Origin of the sequence: Rheinheimera sp. (genome assembly GCF_965283995.1) — a bacterium.
In the GTDB taxonomy this organism is placed as follows: domain Bacteria; phylum Pseudomonadota; class Gammaproteobacteria; order Enterobacterales; family Alteromonadaceae; genus Pararheinheimera.
Genome location: NZ_CBDIQG010000001.1, coordinates 222,393 through 239,830, shown reverse-complemented (window position 1 = coordinate 239,830; position 17,438 = coordinate 222,393). Strand labels below are relative to the sequence as shown.

The window sequence follows — 17,438 nt, the reverse complement described above, 5'->3', positions numbered from 1 at the left end:
ACATGTTAAAGAGCTGGTTGATACCAGCTCTGTTTGTTTTAGCCACTTCTTTTTGTGCCACTGCAAACCCAGCTTTAAAACCAGCACACATGCCGCAATGGCAACTGCTGCTGCATAGCTATCAAGGTCAGGCTCAAATCACCGATCCAAATTTTTTGCTTTCCGCCGGCAACTTTTCACCCGAGGCAGAGTTAGCAAAAACTCTTGAACTGTTTCATCGAGATCCGCATCTCGCCTTTTGTCGATTCCCGGCTCGCATCACTTTCCTGGCTGAGAAACTAAATTTGACAGTGGCTGAAGATAAGTTCGAACGCTGTCCGCATCTCGAGAACTTCATCAAACACGTACCTTTCGAAACAATTGAATTGGTCTATGCGTCAGAAGTAACCTCGTCCGCTACGAGTATGCTCGGTCATATCTTTATGAAAGTTAGCGGCACTAATTCAAAAGGAAATTCTGTTGCCCACTCACTGGCCTACTTTACAGAAATCACCACGCTCAATCCGGCAAAACTGATTGTTGAAAGCACCATGACGGGCATGCCAGGTTTTTTTAGTGTCAGACCATTTGCCGCAGACCTGAAACAGTATCGAGACATTGAACAGCGGAATCTCTGGCAATTTAAATTGTCAGCGGAGGCACAGAATAAGCGATTGCTCCAACTGCACATCTGGGAACTACATCAGGTAGAACTCACCTACTATTTCCAATCATTTAACTGCGCCACCTTGACGCTGGAAATGCTTGCGTTGCTCAACCCCGAGCTCCTGCAAGAACGCAGCTCTATCGTCAGCCCAATCGATGTCGTTAAAGCCGCCACTAACCAACAAATAGTTCAGTCCACCGAAATTATTGCAGCTAAACCCTGGTTGTTTTATGCGATCGCAGACACGCTCCCGCCGAAAATAAAATCGCAGCTTGACGAGATCTCCAAAATCGATGAGCTCAGCCAGGCAGAGAATGCCTTGGCAAACCCACTGGCAAAACGATATCTCGATATGCGACTGGAACAATCGGTCCGTCAGTCAAAGATGTCCCCGCAGCAAGCAGAGAATATCCGGTCTCGATTGATCGTCGACACGAACCAAACTCTGGATCTGAGTCATTACAAACACCCGGCAAAGACTCCGCAGGATACCGCGTTACGTACCAGCCTGCTACAGGATGCCAATGGGAGCGCGCTGGTGGTCGATTTCTTACCCGCCGGGCATCTGTTACAGGGCGATAATCGCCAATATCTGACAGAATCTGAACTGCAAATTGCCAAAGTCAGTGTGGCTTTCAACGACAAAGGCACTGCGCTGCAGTTACGTGAATTCACCTTGTACTCAGCCATCTCGCTTGCACCAGATTCAGCCGTATTTCCGGTTTGGTCCGGTGAGTTTTATTTAGGATTCAGGCCAGGCTGGAGACAAGATCTGACCAGGTGGTCGACCGGTGAGTTGTCTGGTGGCTTAGGAAAAAGCTATCGATTGCACAAAGATGTAACGGTGTATGGTCTTGCCGGTGCTGGTATGGCTACGGATTTGACAGACAGTCTCGGTTTTGTTTACGTCAAATCCGGTATGCTGTTTACCCTTGCCGCAGACACTAAATTACAACTGCAATACATAGCACATTCCGGGAAAGCCAGTGAACCGAGTCGCTTTCAAGAGCTATCGGCTGCTTTAAGTTGGTTCCCTGATCAGGATCAGGCATTGGGTCTGCATTTCAATCATGTTCAAATCCAAGACCGTAAAACCAACTCTGTTGGTTTGGAATACTCTAACTTTTTTTAGCAGCGGGAACTGTGCAACAGCAGCAGCTTCCAAAGTACAAACAAATCTGAGAGCCGTCGAATCCATCTGTCGGGCGGCGAAAAAGCACAGCAACCCGCGACCTGTCGTGGCAGAATGCAGACTTCCTGATATTCATGGTCGCTGAGAACAACAGCGACCCTTGCCGTGAGTGTTGTCATGTTCAAATCCATTTCCGTGCTACGCCTTGGCGTCGGCCTGTTGCTGAGTCACAGTGCGCTGGCTGACAGCAAAGCGCCTCTGCCACAAACTGAATTCAATCCGGCTTTTGGCCGCTATTTTGCCGAAGTAGCCTCCGACGAACTGCAAGGCCGGGCACCGGCTACCGTCGGTGAAGAGCGCACTGTGGCGTATATCGAACAGCAGTTTCAGCGTCTTGGCCTGAAACCCTTCGGCAAAGATAGCTACCGTCAGGCGGTGCCCGTGGTGCAAATCGATCCGGTGGCGGTCTCTGCATTAACCTTGCAAGGCGACAAGTTACCAGCCAGTTTTGCCTATAAAACACAGATGATGGCCTGGTCGACCCGGATGCAACCGCAGGTTGAGGTGAAAAACAGCGAACTGGTGTTTGTCGGCTACGGCATCGTCGCGCCGGAATATGGCTGGAACGACTATAAAAATGTCGACGTCAAAGGCAAAACCGTGGTGATGTTTGTCAATGATCCGGGCTTTGCCACCGGCGATGCCAAGCTCTTCACCGGCAAAGCCATGACCTATTACGGCCGCTGGACTTACAAGTTTGAAGAGGCGGCGCGTCAGGGCGCTGCGATGGCGCTGATTGTGCACGAAACCGATGCCGCCGCTTATGGCTGGAATGTGGTATCCGGCACCAGCCCGATCCGTTTTGAACTGGCCGACAAAAACAAAAACCAGCATAAAGCGGCCGTTGAAGGCTGGCTGACCACAGACAGCGCCGAGCAGCTGTTCGCTGCCTCAGGCCAGAGTATCCAGAGCCTGCGTAAAAAAGCGCTGGCGAAAGATTTTCAGGCGATAGCACTGAGCGGCACCGCCTCCATCAGCATCAAAAACCAACTGCGTGAAATCGACTCCAGTAACGTCATTGGTTACATTCCCGGTAAGACAAAACCCGATGAGGCCGTGCTCTACATGGCGCACTGGGACCACTTTGGCCTCGATTTCAGCCGCAAAGACGACAAAATTTTTAATGGCGCACAAGATAACGCCGGTGGCATCGCCGGTTTAATTGCGCTGGCCGAGCATTATCAAAAACAGCCACAGCCGGAACGCTCTGTGGTGTTTATCGCGGTAACAGCCGAAGAGCGCGGCATGTTAGGTTCACGCTGGTACGCCGCTAACCCGTTATTTCCACTAAATAAAACGGTTGCCGGCATCAATATGGACGTGATGAACGTGTATGGACCGATGCGTGACGTGCAGGTGTTTGGTTACGGTGCGTCAGAACTGGAGCCGCTGCTCGACAAATATGCCAAGGCTCAAGGTCGTTATATCGCGCCGGAACCAACACCGGAAGATGGATTTTATTACCGTTCAGACCATTTCCAGCTAGCGCGTTATGGTGTGCCGATGTTGTATGCCCGTGGTGGTGTCGACAGCGTGGCGCATGGCAAAGATTGGGGCCTGGCACAACGGCGCGATTACACGGCGAATTATTATCACAAGGTCAATGACGAATTCAGTCCGGCCTGGGATTTACGCGGTTCGCAGCAGGATCTATGGCTGTTTTATTTAGTCGGGCAAGAATTAGCTAATTCAGCGCTGTGGCCAAACTGGTATGAAGGTAAGGAATTTAAAGCTGCACGGGATCTATCGTTGCAGCAATAACTGCACAAGCAAGCCCGGCGGTTGGCCGCTGGGCTCAATTAATCCGCTGCAGCCAGCAAAGTCTTGCGCTGCGCTGTATAAGCCCACCAGACTTGCGGTGCATCGCCGGCCAAAAAATGCTCGACCGATAACAGCACGTCCAGCACACAGGGGTCATGTTGCACGCCAGTGGTGGCGCATAACTGCTGATACAAATGTAAAGCAGAAACGCCAACCAACTGCTGCGGATCTTGATAGCCAAGCAACTGATAATCCTTAGCGCCAGCCGGGCCGATATTCGGCAGATCAGTCAGCTTTTTCAGTTGGTTACGGTCGACTTTATCTGGATGCATCTCATTAACCTGCGGTGCTGTGTTCCTGCGATTATAGACACAAGCCTAAGCGGCTGACTGCTCCCTGTTATCGCAGCAAACAGCCTGTTGATCGGATCTGCTTGCATGGACAGATCCCAGTTGCCACACTGACCTGAACGCAGATTTTATGTACAGGATGTACTGTATGCTGCAAATGCATGGAGCAATTTGTGGCTATGCGATAAAAACAAAGAAAAACAACAAGGATTAGCAAAAGCTGATCCACACAATCCCGGGAACCGCCATGCAGATCCAATCACCGCTGCAACGTTTGTTGCGCACCGCAGTTATTTGCTCACTGAGTATCGTCGCTGTTGCGGCCAGTGCCGCCAGCACTGAACGCACGCCATCCGCCCCTGCCGCCGATCAAGGAGAAGGCCCCTATACCCGGCTGATTTTACGCGGCGGTACTTTTATCAGTGGTGAAGGCGCACCGCCGGTTGGCCCCGTCGATATCGTTATTGAAAATGACCGCATCAGCGAAATCACCGCCGTTGGCAATCCGGGCGTACCGGTGCTGCCGGAAGGCCGGCCAAAAGCCAAAGCCGGTGATAAAGAAATGGACGTCAGCGGCATGTATATTCTGCCCGGTTTTATCGATATGCACGGTCATATCGGTGGCTCAGCCAAAGGCACGCCGGCCGAATACGTGTTTAAGTTATGGCTGGCGCACGGCATCACCACAGTGCGCGAACCGGGCAGCTTTAATGGCCTTGACTGGACGCTGAAACACGCCAAAGCATCGAATGAACATAAAATTGTTGCCCCACGCATTGTGCCTTATGTCGGTTTTGGTCAGGGCTTAAGTAAACCGGTGTTCAGCCCGCAACAAGCGCGGGAATGGGTGCAAAACATTAAAAAAGCCGGGGCGGCCGGCATTAAATTTTTTGGTGCCACGCCAGCGATTATGGCCGCTGCGCTGGATGAAGCGAAAAAGCAGCAACTTGGCACCATGATGCATCATGCCCAGCTGAACGTGATGCGGATGAATGCGCTCGACAGCGCCCGGCTTGGCCTGACGTCGATGGAGCATTGGTACGGTTTACCCGAAGCGCTGTTCACTAACCAAGTGGTGCAGAACTACAAAGCCGATTACAACTACCAGAACGAACAGGACCGCTTTGGCGAAGCCGGTAAACTCTGGCAACAAGCCGCAGCGCCGGGCTCAGACAAGTGGAACGCGGTTCGGGACGAACTGATTAGCCTCAATTTCACCATCAACCCGACGCTGACCATTTATGAAGCCACCCGCAATGCCGAAGCTCAGCGTAATGCGCCCTGGCACGCCGATTACACCATGCCGGTGCTGAGCGAGTTTTTTAAGCCCAACCGCTACGCACATGGCTCTTTCTGGTTTAACTGGACCACAGATCAGGAGATCGCCTGGCGTGAAAACTACCGCATCTGGATGCAGTTTTTAAACGACTACAAAAACCATGGCGGTCGTGTCACTGCGGGTTCTGACGCCGGTTACATCTACAAAATCTACGGTTTTGCTTACATTCAGGAACTGGAATTGCTGCGCGAAGCCGGTTTTAACCCGCTGGAAGTCATTCAGGCCGCGACGCTGAACGGCGCGATGGCGCTGGGTTTGGAAAGAGACCTCGGTAGTCTGGTGCCGGGTAAAAAAGCCGACATGGTGATCGTTGCGGAAAACCCGTTAGCCAACTTCAAAGTGTTGTACGGTAACGGTCATTATCAACTCAATGATCAGAACCAACCTGAGCGCACCAAAGGCGTGCGTTACACCATTAAAGACGGTGTGGTGTACGACGCTCAGCAGCTGCTCAGCGATGTGCGTAAAATGGTCAGCAGTGCAAAATCAAGCCCGACGGCTCAGTAAAGACTGTCGCGAAAACCTATCTGTAATGGCCTTCGGCTGCACACCGAAGGCCAGCCCCGCCCCGAAAAAACCGTAGTTTCGCCTGAAAAGCCGCACAACAGAGATTAAAAGAGACAAAACCGAGCTGAAGCAGAGTCCGGCGCGTTGGCGCTTTGGCCAGGCTTTGGCATGCTGAGTTTTTCTTCAGGAGCTTCAGATGCATAGCTATTTATCCTCTTATTGGTTATCCGGTGTTTTGTTGTCGGCAGGCCTTACCAACGCTTGTTTGGCCAGCGAAACTACAGCAGCGCCAGCGGACGGCAATTTGCAGACTTTGCAGACAGCTGTGTCAGACGGGCCTTATCTCAGCCACCAAGATGCCAAAACCCTCAAGGCACAGTGGGTCTGCGCGGGCAAAGTGATCGAGCAACAACAGGATGTAACCAAAGCGGTCGAGCCGCACTGTGGGTACGACAAAGCAATCCGGGTACACAATGCTGTTGCCAGCGGCTGGCAATTTCAGACGAAGCGCTGGGCCGCCATCAGTGACATCCATGGCCAATACGATCTGATGATCCGTTTGCTGCAAGCTGCCAACATCATCGACGCTGAACGGCAGTGGCAGTTTGGTGCCAATCAGCTGGTGATTGTCGGCGATGTGATGGACCGCGGCAATAAAGTGACGGCAGCACTGTGGTTTTTGTACGACCTGCAGCAACAGGCAGCCAGGGCCGGCGGCGCCGTGCATCTGTTGCCCGGTAATCACGAAACTATGGTGCTCAGAGGCGATTTACGTTATGTGCATCCGGACTACGAACAAGTGGCTGACAAGCTACACACCACCCTACCAGCACTGTATGGCGAGCAAAGTGTGTTAGGCGCCTGGTTACGCCAGTTGCCGTTGTTTGTGCGGATCAATGACACATTGTTTGTCCATGGCGGCATTTCTGCCGAACTCGCCGCGCTGCTGGCTGACCAGCAAACTGACAATCATGCCGACAAGCTGGCATTGCAACAAGCGTTTCAGCACAGCTGGGGCCGCAGCAAAACTGAACTGGCGTTGCAACCGCAGCAGCAACTGTTACAAGGCTCCGCTGGCCCGCTGTGGTATCGCGGCTATTTTTCCAAAGACAATCCGGTGGACCGGTCAGTGCTGCAACAACAGTTAAAACGCTTTGGCGCGGAGCAGATAGTCGTCGGTCACACCAGCATGCAGGATGTTTATAGTCACCACGGCGGCCTGGTGTATTCGGTCGACAGCAGTATCAAAAAAGGTAAAAACGGGGCTGTGCTGCATTATATCGACGGTCGCTATCTGAGATCGGGTCTGGATGGTCAGTTAACCCCGGTCGAGCCAGCCCCGGCGAAAGAGAACGACTAAAATATAAGCCACTGTTTTTAAATGAATAGATATTAATAGAGATAAAACGGGCACAGAAAAGAGCTGTGATCCATTGTGTTGAAACCGGTAGCGCTGAAGATGAGATCGCAGTCTCCCTGCAGCGAACAATAACAAAGAATGGGCTTGAACCACCCTTCACATTCCGGGAACAACAAGATGAAACATCACACAAGTTATCTGGCGCTGGCAATCACCAGCGCGCTCGCTCTCCCCGCTCAGGCCCAGGTCGCCGCAACCAAAAGCGCAGCGGCGACGACCGAGCGAATTGAAGTCACCGGCTCCCGCATCAAGCGCACCGATTTAGCCGGCGCGTCACCGGTGACAGTGATTAGCGCAGAAGATATCGCCTTATCCGGTTTTGCCAACGTCGAAGAGATTTTACAAGCCGGCATCGGCAATGCCGGTCGCTCAGTCGAAGGCAATGAATCGAGCTGGACTCAGGGCGCCAATACCATCAACTTGCGCGGCATGGGTGAAAACCGCACGCTGGTGCTGGTCAATGGCAAACGTGTGCCGCAATTTCCGACCGCCACCGGCGGTACCACCAACTTTGTTGATACTTCCACCTTCCCAAGCAGCGCCGTCGAGCGCATTGAGATCCTGACCGGCGGCGCCTCGGCTATTTATGGCTCAGACGCGGTCGGTGGCGTGGTCAACATTATTCTGAAAAAAGACTACCAGGGCACCCGGCTGAACCTGCGCCATGAAAACCCGCAACACGGCGGCCGCGATAAAAGCAAACTGGCGCTGACCACCGGTTTTGACAGCAAATTCGGCCAGACGGTGTTGGTAGTCGATTACAGCAAAGATGAAATGTTGCGCGGCGGTGACCGGGAGCTTACCGCAGGCCTTGGCCCGGATAACACCGACACCTACAGCACCACCACCGCCTATATCCGCGATCGCTCTAAAGTGTTCCATAAAGACGAATATGTGATGGCGAATCAACAGCAGTGTCAGCAGCTATTTGGTGACTATGGCGTCTGGCTGGAAAACGAAAGCCGCTATAAATGCCGCTACAACACCAACCGCGATGAAGGTATGCAAACGGCAAAGGACGACTGGAACCTGATCCTGAACCAACATGGTGAATTAAACGACCAATGGGCCTTTAATGCGTTGCTGCAATATGGCGATAAAACCACCGACCGCGGCAACGCGCAAAAAAGCATCAGCCCGACCATTTTTATGGACCGCAATAACCCGGGCCGCTACAGCTACAACGCGGCCGATTTTGCCAGCAGCCGGGAATTCCGGGTCTATCGTCGGCTGGATGACTATGGCCAGCAACGCGATTATACCGGCAAGCAAAAAAATCTGACCTCGAGCCTGGGGGTGACCGGACAGCTTGGCGACTATGAGCTGGAACTGAGCTGGGCTTATGGCAAAAGCGATTATACCCGCCAGGGCCGCAATCAGATGAAAGCCGATCAACTACTGAAACTGATTAGCTTCAATCCGGCGGATGCCACCAATCCGGCCAAGTGGTACCCGATGAACCCGCTGACCGCAGCTCAACGAGACCAGCTGTATGGCGAAACACTGACGGACGCAGGCTCTGGGCTAAACCAATACAGCGCGGTACTGACCGGCGACTGGTTTGATTTACCAGCCGGTCCGGTGCAATTTGCCGCGTCGGCCGAATGGGCAAAAGAGTGGTACTTTGATTTAAAAGACGCCGATACGTTAAGTGGTAATTTACTGGGTCAGGGCGGCACCCAAGGCGAAGGCGGCCGTAAACGCTACGCTGCGGCCGGCGAACTGGCACTGCCTATCTTCGGCGCTGATGCGGCCACGGGTCAGCTCGATGCCAGTCTGGCCCTACGCTACGACCGTTACGACGACAAATCCGATGTCGGTGGCGCTACGACGCCACAACTGGGCCTGACCTGGCGGCCCCACAGCGATATTTTGTTGCGCTTAAGCGGCGGCCATAGTTTCCGCGCACCGGACTTGCACCGGATGTATGCCGGCCTTAGCCGTGCTTTTGCTGAAACCACGTTAAAACTGGACCCAAATCATCCGGTTGGTTTGTCTGACAGTTATGAATCAATCAGTGCCGGCAATATTGCCCTGACCGAAGAAAAAGGTCGTTTTGTCAATTTAGGTCTGGTCGCCAATCTGACGGACGATACCAGCCTGACGCTGGATGTGTGGCGCATCAGTTTAGATGGTGCCGTGTACAGTGAAAGCGCCAGCCGGATCCTGGCGAACCCCAGTTACAACCAAACGGCCGGGTTTAAGAGTTGTAATGACCTGCCGGGTATTGGCTACATCATGCAGCAGCCGTCAGGCCAGACTTATCAGGACTTACTGTGCGTGCGCCGCGGCACGATCAATAGCGCCTATGAGGCATCGCAGGGCATTGATGCTGAGCTGAGTTTCCAACAGGACCTCGCTGATTTTGGCAAATTGAAACTGACGCCCAAAGCCAGTTACCTGCTGAAAAAGGAATATCAGGCCTATGCCGGTGGCGAGCGTGTAGAGGAAACCCGCGATAACTACCTGCCAGCCTGGAAAGCCGAAATGTCGGCACGCTGGTCGCTGCAGGATCTTAGCGTCAATCTGAGCTGGTACTACCTCGGCAGTGCAGAGGGCTGGAATAACTGGGTACAAAAAGACGCAGCCGGCAAAGATGTACAGACGCAGGTCTGGAGCAAGCTCGCCGCTTTCCAGCGCGTCAATCTCAATGCCAGTTATGACTTTGACAATTACGGCGAAGTGACACTTGGCATCAATAACCTGGCTGACCAGATGCCGCCGCTGTATCCGGTCGGCCATCCTAACCGCAATGTATATCCGTATTTTGAAGAAGATGCCGGCTATAACACGGTAGGTCGGGTGTTTTATCTGGGGTATGAATACAAGTTGTAATCGCCACCGGCGGGACATAGCGATGTCCCGCCTTTTCCGTTAGCATAGTTATCCCTGATTAATCTGAAGCCCGTGCTTGTGTCTGCTGAAACGCCATTTTGTCTTGCTGATCTCCATGTTGTGCCTTTGACACTGACGCTGTCACAAGGGACGGCAAGCCAGCAGATCCAGCAAAAACCGATGGAAGTACTGTGTTATCTGGCCAGCCAGTACCCGGCGCTGGTGACACGGGAACAGTTAATCGATGCCGTCTGGGACGGCAATGTTTATGTCGGCGAAAAAGCGCTGACCAACACGATTTGGCAATTGCGTCAGGCACTGACGCCTTTTGGTCAGGCCGAACTTATCGCTACTGTGCGGAAAAAAGGCTACCGGCTGCAACAAGCGCCGCTCATGACGCCTGCATCGGTCTCTAACCGTCATACTGCCAGTCCACCAGCCGCTCCTGTTGTTGCTCCCCACCCGGCCTCCCCGGGTAAAGTTCGCTGGTTACACTGGCGTTGGTCTGGCTGGATCGCGGCACTCAGCATTCTGTGCTGTGCCATGTTGTACTGGGGCTGGCCGGCTGCCGCGCCAAGCCTGAGTCAGATCACCCGCCAGCAAGGCTGGTCGATGTTTCCTACGGTGACACCGGATGGACGTTATCTGGTCTACAGCTGGCAGCAATTTGGTCAGCCCGCCGATTTGTTCTTACGGGATTTGCAGCAACCGGACAGCGCGGCGCGACAACTGACATTTACGCCACTGGACGAACTGAGGCCGGTGATTAGCAGCGATGGCCAGACCCTGTATTATTCCAGTAAATCCCCACTGGACGGTCGTTGTCAGATCCACCAGTTAGCGCTGCAAACCCTGCAGGAGCAAACCCTGCAGACCTGTGGCCGCCATGGTGATGTCTATCTCGACCTGTCCCCAGACAACAAGTATCTGTATTTTAATGGCAGCCGCGATGCGCAGGGCCGCAGCTGGTACCGGCTGGATTTACAGCAAAAAAATCCGCAGGCAGAAGCCATGCCTTGCCACGACAATTGCGAGCAGCGGGTGCGTGATATTGCCGTGCAACCGAACGGGCCTTTTATCGCGCTGACCCGCCGCGCGAACCGCTTGTCGGAAGAAGTGTTTTTATATGACCCGCAAACCGGTCGCGAACGGCAGTTAACCTCCGGGCAGTCCGATATTCGCGGCATGGCCTGGTCACCGGATGGCCGTCAGCTGATTTATAGCACTGAGAGTAATGGCCGCAGCCTGGGTTTTGTGCTGGATATCCACAGCGGCAAACAAAGCGCGATACCGGTCGATGACGTGAGTTTTGTCAGCCGGGTGACTGCTGACCGCCAGCTGTATTTCCATCGTGACAGCTCAGTGCCGCAGTTAGGTTATGTGCCGCTGCACACCGCCAGCGCGGTGTTCCCGCTCAGCGCCGGCGACTTAAGTTATCAGGCACCGGACTTTCATCAGGGCCGGCAGCAGCTGATTTATATCAGTAACGAAAATTCCGCCAACGAAAACGGCAGCAGCGAATTATGGCTGGCAGACCGGCAATTACTGCAAAAACAGCAGCTGACCCGGCTCAACGGCGTGATTAAATATCCGCGCTGGTCGCATCGGGGCGATCGGGTGTTGTTTGTGTCGCGCAGCGCCAATTCATTGCATGACCGGCTGACCATCCTCGATGTCGCAACCGGTAAACTGAGCTTTCCGGATACCAGAATTCAGGTGCATGGCCGGCCGGGCTGGACGGCCGATGATCAGGCGGTATTGTTGCCGGTGCAGGGCAAACTGATCCGGTTTGATTTGCAAAATGGTCAAAAAGCAACCATGAGTCAAGGCAGTGGCAATTACGCCCAAATGCCGGATGAACGGGGCTTTTATTATACCAAAGGCCGGGGTCAGGGCATCTGGTGGCAGGCGCTGCAACAAGGCAAACCAGCCGGTGCGCCGGTCCAAATCATCAGTGGTGATGCCTTCAGTGAAAGCTATAGCTGGCTGGCGACCCCGACGCAGATTTTCTATCTGCAGGCGGTCAAAGACGGCGTGGAAGTCTGGGTCAAACAACTGGCTGATCAACAACCACGGCGTCTGGTGGTGTTACCCGCCGGCCAAACCGATTTAGCGGCTAATCTGGCTTATGATGAGGCCGGTCAACGCCTGTTACTGCAATACAGTCCGGTACCGCGCATCGACATCTGGCGCTGGCAATTACCGTAAACCCATACAGCGGCATCAGTTAAGAATTGCTAAGCAAAACCAAGACGAGGGTAAAGTAAGGTATGGTTTGAAACCTCTGCATTTTCCTGCGCTCAGAACCGACAGTTTGTCCTTTTCAGTAGCCGCAGGAACCGCACTATGACCAAACCAATCTTCCCGCTAAATCTTTCACAAAAAGCACCGTCGCAAAAAACATCGGCACAAATAGCCCCGGCGCAAAGTCGCCGCAGTTTTATCAAGCAGGTGGGCTTTGCGCTGGCCGCGGCCCCACTGGTGGGTATTGTCGCTTGCGGCGGTGGCAGCTCTGAGAGCGCCACCACCTCGACGGATACGACCACCGGCAGTGGTAGTACGGGCGGCAGTACCGGCGGTAGCACCGGAACATCCGGGACTTGGGCGACCGGCGGCACCGCCGCGCTGACGGCGAACTTCCCGGCCGACAGTCTGTTTGATCTGGGCACCAGCTGCAGTCTGGCACTGACTAAAGCGCTGACCGAAGGTCCCTGCTATTTCACTGTGGACAATCGCGATGATATTTCCGAGAGTCAGGTCGGCTTACCGATGCAGTTGTGTCTGCGTGTGGTCGACAGCAACTGTAAGCCGCTATCTGGCCTTGAAGTTGAAGTCTGGCATTGTGATATTGCCGGGATCTATTCCGGTGATACCAGCGGTAGTAGTGACAGCGCGGGTTTTAGTTCATCTTTCTGTACCGGGAATAATGCCAATGCCTTGAAAGCCAAGTGGTATCGCGGCACTCAGGTCACCGACAGCAACGGCCGGGTGAATTTTAAAACTTGTTTCCCGGGTTGGTATTCCAGCCGCACTATTCACATTCACTTTCGGGTGCGCAATAACAACAATGATCAGGTGGTATCACAATTCTGCTTTACCGACGCACTGACGCAGGACATTTGTACCACCCATGCCAATTACAGTGGCCGCGGCATTCAGGACACCACGCTGGCCAGCGGTCGTGACACTGTATTTGGTAGCAGCGCGACCGACTTTATCTTTAGTACCCAGCAAAACAGCGACGGTTCGCTGTTGGCATGGAAAACCATCCGGCTGAGTTAACGTTGTAGTCTCGTGCGCTCGGCAACGCTCCGCTTGCCGTGCCTGCGCGTTGCTCAAGCATGCAGGTCCATGTTGGTCGTCACACGATGGACGTCACATGTTGCTCGTCACACGTTGGTCGTCACACGATGGACGTCACACGATGGACTTTTCCCCGATTTGCACCGCTGCAGCACAACCGCTATGCTGCGCCGGTTTTGCCAATCTGCGGAGAGACGGGATGTACTTACTCTGGCTGGTCACTTTGATCTGGGCCTTTAGCTTTTCCTTAATCGGTGAGTTTCTTGCCGCCACAGTCGACCCGTATTTAGCCGTCAGCAGCCGGATGTTGTTGGCACTGCTGTTATTCAGCCCGTTTTTATTCACCTACCGCACCGCCAGCACTCAGGCGCTGCAGCTCGCTGGCATCGGCGCGGTGCAGCTGGGTTTGATGTATCTGCTGCTCTATCACAGCTTTTTGTATTTAAGCGTGGCGGAAGTGCTGTTGTTCACCATTCTGACGCCGGTGTATATCTCAGTCCTGGATTATTACTGGCGCTACAAAAAACTGCATTGGCGCTGGTTGGGCCCGGCGCTACTGGCGGTCGCCGGCGCGTTGGTGATGCGTTATCAGCAGCTCAGTGACGATTTTTGGCTCGGGCTATTACTGATTCAGGGCGCTAATTTGTGTTTTGCCTTTGGTCAGGTTGCTTACCGGCGCTTGGCGTTAGGCTCGGTCGGGACGCAAAAACAACAGTTCGGCTGGTTTTTTGTCGGCGCGACTGTTGTCAGTCTGGTTGCCACCGCACTGTTCGCCAACTGGCAACGCCTGCCGGATACCAATCTGGAATACGGCATTTTGCTCTGGCTCGGGCTGGTCGCTTCCGGCCTGGGTTATTGGCTGTGGAACGCCGGCGCCAGGCAAGTCAGCGCCAATCAACTCGCCGTGATGAATAACGTGCTGATCCCGGCCGGTCTGCTGGTGAATTTTGCCTTCTGGCAACATGCAGTCAACTGGTGGACTTTGGCCGCAGGCTCGGTGCTGATTTTGCTGAGTTTGGTCTGGGCCATGCGCCAACGTGACTGAGCAACGGCTTGCGTTACAGCAAAACCACAGGCGTTGTGACCAAGGTGGCTTGTAAAAAACGCAGCGCTTGAAGCAAAACCCTGTCATGTACGGTGGCGCTTCGCTTGCCGGTACCTACGATCTCAACTAGCGAGTAGGTACGCGCAAGCAACGCCCGCTGGGCGTCACACGCCGTCCAATTAACACCCTGTTTTGTGCCCGCTTCTGCCCCAAAAGTCGCCTTCAACAACGCTGTGAATATCTAATCTGCCCATCATAAACAACAAAACGCCGGCATTTGCCGGCGTTTTTTATAGATAGAACAGCGAATTACTTCAGATCATAACGGTCAGCATTCATCACTTTGACCCAGGCGTTGACGAAGTCGTGTACGAACTTAGTCTTACCATCGTCTTGCGCATACACTTCGGCGTAAGCACGCAACACTGAGTTCGAACCAAAGACCAGGTCGACCCGCGTCGCGGTCCATTTCACCTGACCATCTTTTCTTGCGACGATTTCATATTTGTTTTTCCCCACCGGCTTCCAGCTGTATGCCATGTCGGTCAAATTGACAAAGAAATCGTTGCTGAGCACCCCTACTCTGTCGGTGAACACTCCATGTGCGCAGCCGCCAAAGTTAGTACCCAAGACCCGCATGCCACCGACCAAAGCGGTCATTTCATGGGCGCTTAAACCCATCAGCTGTGCGCGGTCCAGCATCATTTCCTCTGGTGCGACGCTGTAGTCTTTTTTCAGATAATTTCTGAAGGCATCGTGCAACGGTTCCAGCACCGCAAAGGATTCGACATCGGTATGCTCAGCTAATGCGTCACCGCGACCCGGAGCAAAAGGCACAGTTATATCCACGCCAGCTGCTTTGGCTGCTTGCTCTACCGCGGCGCTGCCGGCCAGTACAATCAAATCGGCCAGGCTGACTTTTTTACTGAGGCTTTGCTGTAAGGCTTCCAGCGCGGCCAGCACTTTGGCTAAACGGGCCGGTTCGTTGCCTTCCCAGTCTTTTTGCGGCGCTAACCGGATGCGGGCACCATTGGCCCCGCCGCGATAATCAGAGCCACGGAAAGTGCGGGCGCTGTCCCAAGCTGTCGCAATCAGGTCTTGCGCTGAAATGCCCAGCGCCAGTGTTTTGGCTTTTAATTCAGCGATTTCCGCGTCGGTCAGGCAATAGTCCACCGCCGGAATTGGATCTTGCCAAATCAAGTCTTCTGCTGGCACATCCGGCCCTAAATAGCGGCTTTTTGGCCCCAGATCGCGGTGCGTTAACTTAAACCAGGCGCGGGCAAACACGTCAGCAAAATAGTCCGGGTTGGCATAAAACTTCTCAGCAATTTTGCGATAAACCGGGTCCACTTTCAGCGCCATGTCGGCGTCAGTCATGATCGGATTACGCCGAATGGTCGGGTCTTCCACATCGACCGGTTTGTCTTCTTCTTTGATATTGACCGGCTCCCACTGCCAGGCGCCAGCCGGGCTCTTAGTCAGTGCCCAGTCATAGGTAAACAGCAGATAAAAATAACCGTTATCCCACTGCGTTGGGTTGGTGGTCCAGGCGCCTTCAATACCGCTGGTGACGGTGTCGCGACCAATGCCACGGCCGGTTTTGTTCAGCCAGCCAAAGCCCTGCGCCTCCAGATCTTCACCTTCCGGCGCTGCACCTAAATGCTCGGCTTTACCGTTGCCGTGCGCTTTGCCGACGGTGTGGCCACCGGCCGTTAAGGCGGCGGTTTCTTCATCGTCCATCGCCATCCGGGCAAAAGTCACGCGCATATCCTGCGCCGTTTTCAGCGGGTCCGGATTGCCGTCAACCCCTTCCGGATTGACATAAATCAACCCCATCATCACCGCAGCCAGCGGATTTTCTAAATCACGCTCACCGCTGTAGCGACTGCCCTCGCCACCGGACGCCTGCAGCCACTGTTTTTCTGAACCCCAATAAATATCTTTTTCCGGATGCCAGATATCTTCACGGCCACCGGCAAAGCCGAAAGTTTTCAGGCCCATCGATTCATAAGCCATATTACCGGCCAGGATCATCAAATCGGCCCAGGATAATTTATTGCCGTATTTGCGTTTAATCGGCCACAACAAGCGCCGCGCTTTGTCGAGGTTGCCGTTATCCGGCCAGCTATTTAATGGCGCAAACCGCTGACTGCCAGTGCCACCACCACCCCGGCCGTCGGCGATGCGGTAAGTCCCGGCGGAGTGCCAGGCCATGCGGATCATCAGGCCACCATAATGGCCCCAGTCGGCCGGCCACCAGTCCTGTGAGTCGGTCATCAATGCTTTTAAATCGGTTTTAACCGCTTCAAGATCGAGTGTTTTAAAGGCTTCGGCGTAGTTAAAGCCGGGGTCCATCGGATTGGTTTTGCTGTCGTGCTGGTGCAGGATGTCGAGGTTCAGTGCGTTTGGCCACCAGTTCATCGTCGCGTTGGCCGCGGTAGTATTGGCGCCGTGCATGACCGGGCATTTGCCGCCTGTTGATTTATTGCTATCCATCTGAGGGTTCCTTCTGTTGGGTTCAATTCGTCGGTTGAATTCTGCAGCAGTGGGCTGCGCCATTTCAGTTGGATTAAAGGTAGTCGCGAAATGCGATTTAGGAAACTGACTTAAATTGGTCATCTTCATCATATTTTTAGATTAGAAACCAGTCGCAGATAACTTTTAGCGATTTCGGGGTCAATGCCAGCAAAGCTGCAGCAAGAGTAGTGGCACATTTGAGCTAATTTTGGGAACGACATTTGGTTTTCGGCAACTGTAACCATGGCATAGCTACCGACGCTCAGGCATCCGCTAACTAAAAAACACTGTAGTTACTGCCTGCAGAGACACTTTAATCACACATTTTTTTTACATAACGAAAAAAGGTCCGTAGAATCCACGCGCCTTAAAATGTCTATGCCCACAGCCTGCTGAACCCTAGCAGCAATGCCGATGCATTGGCTTAAAGTGATACCGCAAGATTATTCCATGGAGCCCGTGCTTGTTTTCGAAGTCATCTGCCAGTTTGTTATTAGCGCTCTACGCGGCCGTGTTTTTAGCC

10 protein-coding genes are annotated in these 17,438 nt (G+C 53.6%); 8 read left to right on the top strand and 2 right to left on the bottom strand.

The genetic code is table 11. From position 1 onward, the window contains the following. The first annotated feature begins 2 nt into the window (after positions 1-2). Both ACQ66Q_RS01110 and ACQ66Q_RS01105 read left to right on the top strand, forming a co-directional pair. Entirely contained in the window at positions 3-1,778 is a 1,776-nt protein-coding gene (locus ACQ66Q_RS01110; RefSeq protein WP_430455095.1) for a DUF4105 domain-containing protein, read from the top strand. Positions 1,779-1,955: 177 nt separating this feature from the next. Then, positions 1,956-3,599 (top strand): M28 family metallopeptidase, encoded by a 1,644-nt coding sequence (locus tag ACQ66Q_RS01105; protein WP_430455094.1) that lies wholly within the window; start codon positions 1,956-1,958, stop codon positions 3,597-3,599. Positions 3,600-3,637: 38 nt separating this feature from the next. Here ACQ66Q_RS01105 and ACQ66Q_RS01100 read toward each other — a convergent pair whose 3' ends face one another. Further along, positions 3,638-3,931, bottom strand: a complete 294-nt coding sequence (locus ACQ66Q_RS01100) for a helix-hairpin-helix domain-containing protein (RefSeq protein WP_430455093.1) — start codon at positions 3,929-3,931, stop codon at positions 3,638-3,640. Between the two features lie 265 nt (positions 3,932-4,196). Here ACQ66Q_RS01100 and ACQ66Q_RS01095 point away from each other — a divergent pair, with 265 nt between their 5' ends. From ACQ66Q_RS01095 to ACQ66Q_RS01070, 6 genes are all read left to right on the top strand, one after another. Beyond that, complete coding sequence (locus ACQ66Q_RS01095) at positions 4,197-5,795, top strand: amidohydrolase family protein (RefSeq protein ID WP_430455092.1); 1,599 nt, start codon at positions 4,197-4,199, stop codon at positions 5,793-5,795. 196 nt (positions 5,796-5,991) lie between these two features. Continuing rightward, the gene (locus ACQ66Q_RS01090) at positions 5,992-7,155 is read left to right on the top strand and encodes a metallophosphoesterase (protein ID WP_430455091.1); all 1,164 of its coding nucleotides are present in this window, start codon (positions 5,992-5,994) and stop codon (positions 7,153-7,155) included. Positions 7,156-7,332: 177 nt separating this feature from the next. Beyond that, complete coding sequence (locus tag ACQ66Q_RS01085) at positions 7,333-10,050, top strand: TonB-dependent receptor domain-containing protein (RefSeq protein ID WP_430455090.1); 2,718 nt, start codon at positions 7,333-7,335, stop codon at positions 10,048-10,050. A gap of 120 nt (positions 10,051-10,170) precedes the next feature. Then, positions 10,171-12,258, top strand: coding sequence for a winged helix-turn-helix domain-containing protein (locus ACQ66Q_RS01080; protein ID WP_430455089.1), 2,088 nt, complete (start codon positions 10,171-10,173; stop codon positions 12,256-12,258). 138 nt (positions 12,259-12,396) lie between these two features. Continuing rightward, positions 12,397-13,332, top strand: a complete 936-nt coding sequence (locus ACQ66Q_RS01075; RefSeq protein ID WP_430455088.1) for a hypothetical protein — start codon at positions 12,397-12,399, stop codon at positions 13,330-13,332. A 220-nt stretch (positions 13,333-13,552) separates the two neighbouring features. Beyond that, positions 13,553-14,398, top strand: coding sequence for an EamA family transporter (locus tag ACQ66Q_RS01070; protein ID WP_430455087.1), 846 nt, complete (start codon positions 13,553-13,555; stop codon positions 14,396-14,398). 309 nt (positions 14,399-14,707) lie between these two features. On the opposite strand, the gene katG is transcribed toward ACQ66Q_RS01070, so the two are convergent. Next, a complete protein-coding gene (gene katG / locus ACQ66Q_RS01065) occupies positions 14,708-16,894 on the bottom strand; it encodes a catalase/peroxidase HPI (protein WP_430455086.1) in 2,187 nt (728 codons plus the stop codon). Positions 16,895-17,438 lie beyond the last annotated feature (544 nt).